7 protein-coding genes are annotated in these 13,737 nt (G+C 43.5%); all 7 read left to right on the forward strand.

Annotated elements, in window-relative coordinates; genetic code table 11:
• The first annotated feature begins 93 nt into the window (after positions 1 to 93).
• The 7 genes from FNH22_RS18840 to FNH22_RS18870 all read left to right on the forward strand — a co-directional run bounded on the left by FNH22_RS18840 (position 94) and on the right by FNH22_RS18870 (position 13,636).
• Positions 94 to 7,773, forward strand: coding sequence for a DUF3289 family protein (locus tag FNH22_RS18840; RefSeq protein ID WP_143399977.1), 7,680 nt, complete (start codon positions 94 to 96; stop codon positions 7,771 to 7,773).
• A 56-nt stretch (positions 7,774 to 7,829) separates the two neighbouring features.
• Positions 7,830 to 8,246, forward strand: coding sequence for a hypothetical protein (locus FNH22_RS18845; protein WP_143399978.1), 417 nt, complete (start codon positions 7,830 to 7,832; stop codon positions 8,244 to 8,246).
• A 391-nt stretch (positions 8,247 to 8,637) separates the two neighbouring features.
• Positions 8,638 to 8,883, forward strand: coding sequence for a hypothetical protein (locus FNH22_RS18850; RefSeq protein WP_143399979.1), 246 nt, complete (start codon positions 8,638 to 8,640; stop codon positions 8,881 to 8,883).
• Positions 8,843 to 9,130, forward strand: a complete 288-nt coding sequence (locus tag FNH22_RS18855) for a hypothetical protein (RefSeq protein WP_143399980.1) — start codon at positions 8,843 to 8,845, stop codon at positions 9,128 to 9,130. The genes FNH22_RS18850 and FNH22_RS18855 overlap by 41 nt, the downstream gene beginning before the upstream one ends.
• Positions 9,131 to 9,384: 254 nt before the next feature.
• On the forward strand, positions 9,385 to 11,166 hold the full coding sequence (locus FNH22_RS18860) for a BspA family leucine-rich repeat surface protein (RefSeq protein ID WP_185154298.1): 1,782 nt from the start codon (positions 9,385 to 9,387) through the stop codon (positions 11,164 to 11,166).
• A 184-nt stretch (positions 11,167 to 11,350) separates the two neighbouring features.
• Positions 11,351 to 13,339, forward strand: coding sequence for a BspA family leucine-rich repeat surface protein (locus FNH22_RS18865; RefSeq protein WP_185154299.1), 1,989 nt, complete (start codon positions 11,351 to 11,353; stop codon positions 13,337 to 13,339).
• 105 nt (positions 13,340 to 13,444) lie between these two features.
• On the forward strand, positions 13,445 to 13,636 hold the full coding sequence (locus tag FNH22_RS18870) for a hypothetical protein (protein ID WP_143399983.1): 192 nt from the start codon (positions 13,445 to 13,447) through the stop codon (positions 13,634 to 13,636).
• The last annotated feature ends 101 nt before the right edge of the window (positions 13,637 to 13,737 follow it).

Consider the following 13,737-nt stretch of genomic DNA (forward strand, 5'->3'; position numbering starts at 1 on the left):
TCGTCAGTCTTAAGTCCTTAGTCTTAAGTGACGCTTTAATACTTAAGACTCAAGACTCAAGACTAAAGACTAAAGACTAAAAAAACCAAAGCAATGCAAGAACCAACACCCCAAAATAATACCAATAACTTCCAGGGGAGTGCCTCAAGTACTCACCCTGAAGATCAAAACAGCACTCAAAATGAACAGCAACAAGCGCAGCAACAGCAGGCGCCGATCAGCTTGCCTACAGGAGGTGGCGCTATTCGTGGAATGGGCGAGAAATTCCAGGCCAACCCGGTAACAGGTACAGCTTCTTTTTCCGTTCCGGTAAAGGTGAGTCCCGGCCGATCAGGCTTTACACCACAATTAGTATTGAGCTATGATTCTGGAAATGGTAATGGTGTATTCGGGCTGGGGTGGGGTGTTGGTATTCCTTCCATTTCAAGAAAAACGTCTAAAGGCCTTCCTAAATATAATGACCCGGCGGAAAGCGATACGTTTTTATTGAGTGGGGCAGAAGACCTGGTGCCTTTTTTAGAAGAGAAGAATGATGCATATCAAACGGTCCAATTGGAAAAAGAAGGACACCTCATCACACGATACCGTCCGCGTACCGAAGGGCTTTTCGCCCGGATAGAAAGGTGGTTGGATCAAAGTTCGGGGATCTCACACTGGCGAGTGACCACCAAAGACAATACCACATCCGTCTATGGAACATCTGCATTGGGAAGAGTTGCCGATCCGAATGACGAAAAGAAAGTGTTCCAGTGGCTACTGGAAAGAACATACGATGACAAGGGTAACATCATTATCTATGAATACAAAGCTGAAGACCGGGTCAACGTACCTAATCCGGCGCACGAAGCGCATCGCAGAGATGCGATAATGGCCCATCGCTATCCCAAGCGAATTAAGTATGGCAATACTATACCGTTCCATGCTGATGACACTGACTTCTTTACTACTACCGGCTGGCATTTCGAAGCAGTGATGGACTACGGAGAGCATGATCCTGATGCTCCCACTCCCGAAGAGGCTCAAAGCTGGGCGTATCGTAAGGATGCATTCTCCACTTACACCGCCGGGTTTGAAATACGGACCTATCGCTTATGTCAGCGGATATTGATGTTCCACAATTTTCCGGAGCTGGGACCTGACCCCTATCTGGTATGTGCAACAGAGTTAAATTTCGATCAGCAGACCACCTATACTCTGCTAAAGGCTGTGCAATACCGGTATTACGAAGCAGGTAAGGCCCCGGAGACCATGCCCCCGGTAACCTTTTCTTATACAGAAGCCACCATTGATCCTTCTATATACGAGGCGAATGATGACATAATACAGTCCATTCCGGGAGGGGTGGATGGTATTCGAACCCAATGGACGGACCTGTATGGAGAAGGCCTTCAAGGTATTTTATACGAAGATGCCGGAGCATGGTGGTATCAACGTAACAAAGGGGACTCACGGTATTATGATTATAATCCTGCCAGCAGAGAAGATACTCCGCAACTGGTCATGGACCCTTTTGACCAGGTAGCGCCCAAACCTGCTACCGTTGGTACCAACACCCGAATGCAACTCACTGACCTGGACAGCGATGGCGTACCCGAGCTATTGATACAAGAAACGGATATGGCCGGCTTTTATGAACAGGACAGCCATGGACAATGGAGGCACTTTAAGGCATTCCGGCAAAGCCCTAACATAGATTGGAATGACCCCAATCTACGTTTTATTGACCTTACCGGAGACGGCTACGCTGATATTCTCATGACAGAAGACCTTTGCTTCACATGGTACGAATCATTGGTAAAAGAGGGGTATGCTCAGGCCAGACAAACCGCAAGAGCGTTAGACGAACGGCAAGGTCCGGCCATTGTATTTGCGGATGAAGAACAGGTGATCTACCTGGCGGATATGTCTGGCGATGGATTGACGGATATCGTGCGTGTACGAAACGGGTCGATCCACTATTGGCCTAATATGGGGCATGGAAAGTTTGGGAAGCAGGTACGTATGGACCATGCGCCAAACATTGATTATCCTGACCTTTTTGACAGGAGAAGAGTGCGTCTGGCTGATATTGATGGCACCGGCAACGCAGACTTTATCTACTTCTACGACAATAAAGTGGACTATTGGCCCAACGAAAGTGGCAATGGTTTTGGAAAGAAAATAAGTGTTAGTCACCGATTTCCTGTAGATGATCTTAGTACCCTTACCATAACCGACTTGTTTGGAAACGGTACGGCCTGCCTGGTAAGTACATCACCTTTACCCGCAAGTACCTCCCAACGTTTGCGTTACATCGACTTGATGAGCAGTAAAAAACCCTTCCTGCTCAGTGAAATTGACAATAATATGGGAGCGCTGACCCGCATGCAATATGCCCCTTCCACCCAATTTTACCTGCGTGACGAGCGGGAAGGCACCCCATGGATCACCAAACTACCCTTTCCTGTACAAGTGTTGGAGCGCACCGAGATCTATGATCAGATCACGGGGCAACGATTGACCACACGATACGCTTATCATCATGGCTATTATGATGGAGTAGAACGTGAATTTCGAGGCTTCGGAAGGGTCGACCAGTGGGATACCGAAGCGTTTGACATATTACAATCCGATACACTTTTCGGAGGGAACAATACCAATGAAAACGCGAATGACTATGTAGCGCCTACTCTGACAAAAACATGGTTTCACGTCGGGCACTTCTCCGGCAGAGGGCACATTTTAGGAATGTACCGGGGTGAATACTATCAGGGGGATGCTCAGGCTCCTCACATAACAGCGACCAACCTTCCCAAAGGGCTGTCTCCGGAAGAAGAAAGAGAGGCTTTTAGAGCCTTAAGAGGTACGCTGCTGCGTCAGGAGATCTATGCGGATGACAATGACCCGGCTTCGGTCCATCCATACCAGGTCCTGGAAGCCGGGTATACGATCAAGCCATTACAGCCAAGAGCGAACAATCCTTATGCGGTATTCTTTGTCCATGAACGCGAAAGCCTGACCCTTGACTATGAGCGAAATCCTAATGATCCACGATTGAGCCACAGTTTTACGATGAAAGTGGATGATTTTGGCAATGTTATACAGGCGGCGGCCATTGGGTACCCAAGACGGGTTCCGGCGTATGTTGAACAAGGTCAGTTGTACATAACTATCTCGGAAAACCAATGGATCAATGTGTCGGAGGAAGTCGCCGGATTTTATCGGCTGGGGGTGCCTGATTCAGGCAGAAGCTATGAACTGACCGGATTAAGCAATTCGGGCATTACGATTTTCTCCCTGGAAGAAATTCAGCAAGCTTTTGACAGCGCAACAAAAATAGCTTTTGAGTCGCAGGCTGTAGGTGCAGGTTTAAACAAACGGCTGTTATCTAATAACAGGGTCACCTATTATAGTGCAGACCTTACTGCCGAATTACCCCAAGGTCAGGTGGCTTTTCATGCCCTTCCCTACAGGCAATACGCCCTGGTTTTTACCCCGGGACTGGTAACCCAGGTGTACGATTCAAAAGTAGACAACGCGCTGCTAACAAGTAGTGAATCAGGTTATATAGCTGATATTCAGGGCTATTGGCAGCCTTCACCCAGGCAGGTATTCGATGCTGCTCATTTCTATTTTCCAACTCAGAGCATTGACCCATTCGGTAATTCACTCACTATTACTTATGATATCCATTATATACTTGCCGTCGCCATGGAAAACGCACTGGCTAATCGTACCGAATCACAAAATGATTACCGGGTGCTACAATCCCGGGAGGTGAAAGACCCTAATCAGAACCGGCAACAGGTGGCTTTTGACGTTCGCGGAATGGTAGTGGCCACTGCTGTTATGGGTAAAGTGGGGGAAACCGATCCTGAAAAAACAGGAGATACGCTTCAGGACCCTACCATTCGAATGGAATATGAGCTTTTCAATTGGATCGATCATCAAAAGCCCAACTTCGTACATACGTTTGCCCGGGAGCAGCACGGCGCTGCCAATCCACGCTTCCAGGAATCTTACGTATATACCGGCGGGCTGGGGCAGGAACTATTGACCAAAGTGCAAGCTGAACCTGGCGAAGCCTTTGGAAGAGATGCCGAAGGTAATTTAATATTAGATACACAGGGCGCCCCTGTATTACAGCCTGTCGCCAGCCGTTGGATAGGAAACGGTCGTACCGTATTGAATAACAAAGGGGAAGCAGTCCGGCAATACGAACCGTATTTCAGCAGTACGTTTGACTATGAAGACGAAAGTGAACTACGGGAATACGGCGTTACCGTTGAATTGTTCTACGATCCCGTCGGCAGAGTGGTCAGGACATTGCACCCGGATGGAAGCCTTGAAAAAGTGATATTTGACCCCTGGCGCCAGGAAAATTTTGACCGAAACGACACCGTGCTGGAAAGCATCTGGTACACAGACCGTAACAGCCCTGATCCGGCAGGCACTGAACCGACCGACCCTGACCAGCGGGCCGCCTGGTTAGCTGCGCAACATGCCAATACGCCACAGATTGTACACCTGGATACCCTGGCGCGCCCTTTTTTGACCGTAGATGACAACGGAAGCCTCGGCCAGTATGAAACCCGCAATGGTTACGATATCAAAGGAAATGTGATCACTGTGACTGATGCAAAGGGGAGGCTGATCACCACCAACCGGTATAACCTGTTAGATGAACCCATCAATACCGAAAGCAGGGATGCAGGTGACCGGTGGATGTTGAGTAATGTATTGAATAGCCCTGTCCGTATGTGGGATAATCGGGATCAGGCTTTTCGCAATGTTTATGATGAACTACAGCGGCCTGAACAAAATTGGGTTCAACAAGGGAATGACTCTGAAAAGCTGGTAACGTTCACCATCTATGGCGAAGAAGTGAGTAACCCTGAAACAAACAATCTGCGAGGTCAGATCCACCAGGTCTTTGACAGCGCAGGGTTACTTCAATCGGATGGATTTGATTTTAAAGGAAATCTACTGGAAAGTTCGCGTCAATACGCTAAAGAATACAAAACCACACCGGACTGGTCTGCACTTCCCGGAGCAACCGATGTGATGGCAGTAGCCATCCCCTTATTAGAAAGCGAAACCTTTACTCAGCAGATGCAATATGATGCCCTGAACCGACCGGTGTCCATGACTATGCCGGACAATTCAGTGGTCAAACCGACCTATAATGAAGCTAACCTCTTAGAAACCGTAGAAGCTAATTTGCGGGGCTCAGGCACAGGGACTTCTTTTGTTACCAACATCGATTACAATGCCCGGGGCCAAAGAGAGAAAATCGTCTATGGCAATGGCAGTCAAACAAAATACACTTACGACCCGAACACCTTCAGACTTACACGACTTCTCACCACAAGAAATACCGGAGCAGACATACTTCAGGGCTTGAACTATGTATTCGATGCAGCAGGAAATATTACAGAGCAGGTGGATAATGCTCAACAAACCATCTTCTTTAACAACGCTCAGGTAGATCCCCATGGCAAATACACCTATGATGCACTCTATCGCTTACTCAAGGCGGAAGGAAGGGAACTGATCGGATTAAACTCAGCTCCGGGCCCGGGAGATATCAACATCAACCCACTTCCTGAAAATACCCAGGCGTTAAGACGTTACACACAGGAATATGAATACGATGAAATCGGTAATATCCTAAAAATGATCCACCAGGCCACCGGGGGAAATTGGACCAGGCATTATCATTATAATTTTATGCAAAACAATTATTTGCTAAGCACCTCACCGGATAATACCCCACCTGCCACTGATCNAGCAGGAAATATTACAGAGCAGGTGGATAATGCTCAACAAACCATCTTCTTTAACAACGCTCAGGTAGATCCCCATGGCAAATACACCTACGATGCACTCTATCGCTTACTCAAGGCGGAAGGAAGGGAACTGATCGGATTAAACTCAGCCCCGGGCCCGGGAGATATCAACTTCAACCCACTTCCTGAAAATACCCAGGCGTTAAGACGTTACACACAGGAATATGAATACGATGAAATCGGTAATATCCTGAAAATGATCCACCAGGCCACCGGGGGAAATTGGACCAGGCATTATCATTATAATTTTATGCAAAACAATTATTTGCTAAGCACCTCACCGGATAATACCCCACCTGCCACTGATCAATACACCTATGATACACATGGAAGTATGCTATCGATGCCTCACCTCACTTCCATGGCCTGGGATTTTGCTGACCGGTTACAAACGGCTGACCTGGGGGGTGGGGGAATGGCTTATTATGTGTATGATGGGATTGGAACACGAGTTAGGAAGGTAGTTGAACGAAATGGTGGTGTGAAGGAAGAACGTCTATACCTGACCGATTGGGAGATTTACCGCAAAAGCCAGAGTGGTACGGTACAATTGGAACGAGAGACTTTGCACCTCGGTGATGGTACTGGTAAGATGGTTTTGATTGATACCAAAACCATAGATGGAGGTACTCAGGTAGGTACTCCCGTAAATGAAATCCGGTATCAACTCTCCAATCATCTGGGATCGGCCACCCTTGAACTTGATGGTACTACAGCCATTATTTCTTATGAAGAATATCATCCGTTTGGCACAAGCAGTTATAGAAGCGGAAAGAATAGCATGGAGACTTCTTTAAAAAGGTACCGTTATGTGGGAAAAGAACGTGACGAAGAAACTGGACTATACTATTATGGAGCTCGATACTATGCCAGCTGGTTGGTAAGGTTTGTCAGTACTTATCCTTTGAAAGATGAATACCCGTTTTATACACCTTATCAGTATGCTGGAAACAGGCCAATCAACAACATGGACTTAGATGGCTTAGAGCCCAATCCTGATACGGATACAAGTTCTCAAAAAAGGACACATACGATCAAAGAAGGTGATACCTATTGGGGCTTATCACGAAAATTTGGCGTCTCGGTTGATCAATTGCGAACCTGGAATGGATATCCTGATCTTGGCTTACCAATTGGGTCCGAGTTGATTATAAGCCCTAGCTTGTCAAGTCCGAGAGTCATTGCGGCCTCAGCTAGGAGACCTCTACATGCGGTGAATCAACCCGGAACTTTAAGAGATGATCTTCGTTTTGGCGACCTAACAAATCAACAAATTAATGATGAGGCCAGTGATTATTTGATAAATTTAAATAGTATAGATTCAGATAAATCAGACGAACAGTTCTTTACTGATTTTCGGCTAATGGCTGCATTAATTTATACAAGTGGAGAAATGGATGAAGTGGTTCAGGATATGATCACATTATTCAGAGATAACAACGGAGGACCAATGGGTAGAAACTTTACCGAAGGTGGATATGCGTTGTTTGAGGATGAAAGATTGAATCGAGCAGTGGAAAATAGTGCTGAAGGTCAGCAAATGCTAACTACCATAAGTAATCAGATAACAGAACAATTAACTCGCGGGATACATCCGGACAAAATTACAATAGAAGGTTTAAACCGTCCAGCATTTAATGATAGGATGGAACATACCTTTTGGGGAGGACTAACCATCGCAATTACCGACACTCAGGCGTTTGATGTAACATTGGAAAATTTAGAGATTAGTAAAGACGGAACATATTCAGGAGGTTTTACACTTACAATTTATGATCACTTTGGTCTTGACCGCGGAGATGTGACACCAATTTGGAATTTATATATCCAGGCTGGTTTTAGGGCTTGGTATAGACTGCAACGTGAAACAACGAGGGCTTACCGCCCATTTGTTACAAGGGTGAGTATAACACGTCAATTCTCAGGTACTAAATCTAATGAATGATGAATTTTAAAGGAATATATTGGTTTTTTATTTGTGTTATAATGAATTCCTGTTCAATGGAAAAGCCTCAAATCTATAAACTGGAATCGCATTGTACAGAAAAAAAAGAAAATGATTTCACCAAAATAACTGAGGTATTTTTAATTAGCAATGCTCCAAAGGAGGAGTATCAGCTTAAAGATTTTATTGAAGTTTTTAATCAAGTATCTCGTATGAAGGACTGTGGGTCTGATAGAAATATTATTAGAATAAGAAATTTCTACTATGAAACTAAAGAACTTAATAAAGACTTTAAGGATAAAAACCCTGAAGAATCCGGATATTTTGAAAAAGTTGATCTGGCGCATTACTCTTCTGAAAAATTTTACGAGAGTTATTGGATATCTGGCAAATATTTAAGTGGTTATAATACTTCATATATCAAAGATAAAGTTGGTGAAACAAACCATTACAAACTTAAATGTTCAAAATGATCTATTTTCTAATGGATCTCTAACGAGGTGCTGTGTTAGCCGGTTGCATATGGCTTTTGCATACGTATGAATGGGTTTTCTTGTCCAGAAGTGAAGCTATCAGTCTAAACGGCACGCATAATCTAGTAGGGTATGATCTCAGATAGACCAATGTTTTATACGTTAAGTAGATGGTTTTATTATGCCCCTAAACGATACATAAGCATTTGACATCCCCCACTAGTTTAAGTATGATCGGAGCATTTACTTAATTCTATAGATCGTGACAAGTTTATGAACTTGCTCGTATGGATTTGATTTTGAAGGAAATCTACTGGAAAGTTCGCGTCAATACGCTAAAGAATACAAAACCACACCGGACTGGTCTGCACTTCCCGGAGCAACCGATGCGATGGCAGTAGCCACTCCCTTATTAGAAAGCGAAACCTTTACTCAGCAGATGCAATATGACGCCCCGAACCGACCGGTGTCCATGACTATGCCGGATAACTCGGTGGTCCGGCCTGCTTACAACGAAACCAATCTGTTAGAAAGCGTAGAAGCTAATTTGCGAGGCTCAGGCACAGCGACTTCTTTTGTTACCAACATCGATTACAATGCCAGGGGCCAAAGAGAGAAAATCGCCTATGGTAATTAATGGTAGCCAAACAAAATACACTTACGACCCGAACACCTTCAGACTTACACGACTTCTCACCACAAGAAATACCGGAGCAGACATACTTCAGGACTTGAACTATGTATTCGATGCAGCAGGAAATATTACAGAGCAGGTGGATAATGCTCAACAAACCATCTTCTTTAACAACGCTCAGGTAGATCGGAGTTTGATAGGAACGTACCTTCGCAACGGTCAGCTAGAAGGAAGTTGGAAGCCTCGCTAAAGGCTTCTATGCCGATGTACTACTTCCTAATGACCTAGAGGAACAATTCAATATCCCTATTCAAGGAACAATCAAAAAATGACCAAGGTTGGTCATTTTTCATGAGAGGTGGCATTATTAATTTCGAATAATAAATAAGAGTGAATATTTAATCAGTTAATACATCCATTCAATAAGTATGGATTGAAAGTATCAATGGTGATTCTTAACCTCACTGTTCATGTTGCCTTGCATATCTATTAATGAATAACGAAATGAGTATCAGATTTTTTTTATATCTATCCGCAGCATCGGCTATACTTTTTTTTCGATGTGGAGATGATGACAATGTAGGACCTGAAAACGAAGCTCCAACCATAACAGCACAATCTTTTAATGTTTCAGAAGCGGAGGAACCTGGTAAGGTATTTGGCACTGTTACCGCAAAAGATGCTGAAGAAGATGAACTCACCTTCAGTATCAAAACCAATGATGAAGATTTGTTTTCTATAAGCAATTCCGGAGACCTTAGCCTTGCAAGTGGTAAAAGCCTGGATTTCGAGACTAAAAATAAGCATGTTATTACCGTTTCAGCTAGTGATGGAGAGTTATCTGCCTCTGCTGATATTACGATCACTGTGACGGATATAAATGAAAACGTTGCACCGGATATCCAGGCCATGATGTTCACTGTTCCTGAAAACATTACTTCTATGGAGGAAATCGGCGTACTAGTCGCTACTGACGCTGATGGAGATAAACTTACCTTTTCACTTAAAGAACCCGGCATCTTCGATGGATTATTTACTTTATCGGATCAGGAAGAAAAAACAGTTTTGAAATTAGCCGAAGGCAAAATGTTGGACTATGAAACCACCACAAGTTATAGCCTGACGGTTGTTGTATCTGATGGGATGCTCAGTGCAGAAGGGATGGTCGATATCACGGTCGAAGATGTTGATGAAGAAAGTTTCATTACAAAATGGGAAACTACAGTTGATAATCAGGAGATAAGCATGGTAACCGATGGCAGCTATACCTATAGCTATGACATAGATTGGGGAGATGGAACCATAGAAACGGGTCTATCAGAAGCCCCCTCTCATCAGTATATAAATTCAGGTACATATGAGATAGCTATACGAGGCAGATTCCCGGCATTCAGCCTGAATGATAATAATGATGCGATCCAGGAGATCCTTCAATGGGGTACTATTGAATGGCAAAGCATGAAAGGAACTTTTTCCAGTTGCAGCAATGTCATATCCACCGCTAAAGACACACCTGACCTGTCGTCAGTGACGGATATGGAGGGAATGTTCTCTGGCGCTTCTTCATTCAATGGCGATTTAAGTAGGTGGGATGTAAGTGCGGTTACGAATATGAGGAATATGTTTGCCGCAGCAACTTCGTTCAATGGAAGTGTAAGTACCTGGAACACGAGTTCTGTCAGAGATATGTCGCAAATGTTCTCATCTGCAGTGGTATTTAATCAGGAAATTGGTTCGTGGAATGTGGAGAATGTGGTCGATATGTCCAGAATGTTTGATGAGGCGCTGGTTTTTAATCAGGATATAGGTGGTTGGAATGTAAAGTCTGTAGAAAATATGTCAGGAATGTTCGATGATGCCTATGCTTTTAATCAAGATATAGGCTCGTGGAAAGTAGGTTCTGTAACTAATATGTCAGGTATGTTATCTGATGCTCGTTCATTTAATCAGGATTTAAGTCAATGGGATGTAAGTGAGGTAACTAATATGAGTTTCATGTTTTCAAATGCCTTGGTCTTTAACCAAAATATTGGAGCCTGGGATTTAAGTTCTGTCCGCTTTGCGGGTAGTATGTTAAACAATTGTGCACTTTCCATAGCTAACTACGCATTGACCCTTGAAGGTTGGTCTGAAGGGCCAAATACTCCCAACAACATTGAAATTGGTGTTCAGGGACTGAAATATTGTGAGCGCGGGGAAACAGCCAGAGAAATGCTCATTGACGATAGGTTCTGGAGATTTGTCAATGATGATTTCGCCTCGAATGAAGAATGCAACAACCAGTGATTATCTCCCGCTCTGTAGCTTTAGTATATCGTCACTATCCGGTGGGTCACTACAAATTAAAGTCGTGAAATGATCTGTTCATTATCCATACGACCGATTTACCCTATGTATGGTCAAGCACTCTAGACTACATTTTATGTTGGTTTGAATGCTATTTTTTTATTTAACCATTAAATTTTTTAAAATGAATTCTTTACAAAACAGCTTGAAAAAGAGGCTTATGCATGATGCTACGTGTTCAATTTCAGGCAGTTATCAAAGTATAGCAAGAAGAGCCCTCGTGCACTTATCTCAAGCGTATGACTTAATACCCAAATTCTTACTTTTAATTTTTTCGTCATTCCTCATAATAAGCTGTGGAGATGATGACAGTGTAGAGCCTGAAAACGAAGCGCCAGTTGTCATAGCACAGTCATTTAATGTGTCTGAGACGCTGGAATCTGGTAATGTGTTTGGAACGGTGGTAGCAAATGATCCTGAGGAAGATGAACTGACCTTTAGTATCAACACCAATGATGAGGATCTGTTTACGATAAGCAAGACAGGAGGTCTGAGCCTGGCACAGGGCAAAAGCTTAGATTTTGAAACTAAGAATAAACATGTTATTACCGTGTCAGTAAGCGATGAAAAACAATCTTCGAATGCTGAAATTACAATAAATGTCACCGATGTAGACGAGAATGTAGCCCCTGAGATGGAGGACCTGACTTTTACAATTCCCGAGGACTACACTCCCAGCGAAGTGATCGGTATTCTTAAAGCCACGGATTCTGATGGAGATGACCTTACTTATGCCTTAAAAGACCCTGATGTCTTTAATGGAATATTCATTCTTACGAATCTGGAAGGTGAGACGGTGTTAAAGTTAGTTGAAGGAACCGTGTTGGATTATGAATCAGAAAATAGCTATTCATTGACAGTGATTGTATCTGATGGTGTGTTGAGTACCGAGGGTACCGTTAATATCCTATTAACAGATGTTGACGAAGCCGCCGGGTTTATTACGAAATGGCAAATTGAGGAAGATGATAAAACAATAACGGTTGGTATTAATGATAATCACACCTATAATTTTAATATAAATTGGGGGGATGGAACTGCCGAGCGAGGGTTGACTGTTGCCCCGTCCCATACATATAGTGAAGAGGGAACATATTTAGTAACCATCACAGGTGATTTCCCGGCTATATGGTCCGATGGGGATGTTCAAAACCAATCGCTTCTGGAAGTGGTTCAGTGGGGTAAGCAAGAGTGGAAAACGATGGCTTCCGCATTTGAATCTTGTACTCGTCTAAAAGTAACCGCGACCGATGTTCCGGATTTATCATCAGTCACTGATATGAGTCACATGTTTTTCAAGGCTTCTTCATTGAGTGGAGATTTAAGTCAATGGGATGTTAGCAGAGTTACGAAAATGACAAGAACATTCCAGGGATGCAGGTCCTTTAATGGAGATCTGAGTAATTGGAAGGTGGGCTCAGTGACAACGATGTTTGGAATGTTCGCCGATGCCGCAGCATTCAATCAGGATATTAGTTCCTGGCAAGTGGGCAGTGTTATAGATATGACTGCTATGTTTGGTGGAGCGACTTCATTTAATCAAGATATAGGTGAATGGGATGTTAGCTCAGTGACCAATATGAATGGTATGTTTGATAAAGCCACTTCGTTCAACCAGGATATCGGAGGTTGGAACACTCAATCGCTTGTGAGTGCACGTGGTATGTTTCAATTTTCCGAAGCATTTAATCAGGACCTAAATGAATGGGAGGTAGGTTCTATGACAGATATGTCTTTTATGTTCTCGCAAGCTACTTCCTTTAATCAAAGTTTGAGCAACTGGGATGTAAGTAAAGTAAAAAACATGGAGTTTATGTTTCAACTATGTAATTCTTTTGATCAATCACTGGGTAACTGGGACATTCGCTTAGTAGAAAGAATGAAAGGAATGTTTAATGGCGCAGGTTTGTCCACGGCAAGTTATGATTTTACGCTGGATGGATGGTCAAGACTTCAAAATGTTCCTAAAAACATTGAATTGGGGGCGAGAGATCTCAATTATTGTAATATTGGTGAGACTGCACGAAGTAAATTGATGAATGATCACGGGTGGACTTTTACAGAAGATAAACGTGGCGACGCTTCTGCTTGTAGTGTTATAAGCTTTCCATAATGATTAAGCCTGACTATTTATAGTTAAAATCTTGCAGATTCTTCATTATATAGGGAGAATCTGTATATCATGTTTACAACGTCAGTTTGATCTGTAACAGGACATATGGACAATGCCGAGAAAAGACTGGCAAACTTTACCACTAGTATGCCAGGCTTTTTAAACTACTTACCAACCCGGGACGAATGGAACCGTGATGCAATAAAAGGGGACATCGAAGTAAAATTTGGTAAGGAAACGGTGGTGAAGAACAACGGATACAATAGGCACTGGAGAAACGCGTACAAAAGAGACTAAGCTAGCTGGAAAAGATCTAAACTGTAAAATCGATCTTTGAGATATCCTTGACGAACGTTGTCAGAGCCAAAAATCAACCTTGTCCCGGACAAATGACCCTA

Origin of the sequence: Fulvivirga sp. M361, assembly GCF_007097395.1 — a bacterium.
GTDB lineage: Bacteria > Bacteroidota > Bacteroidia > Cytophagales > Cyclobacteriaceae > Fulvivirga.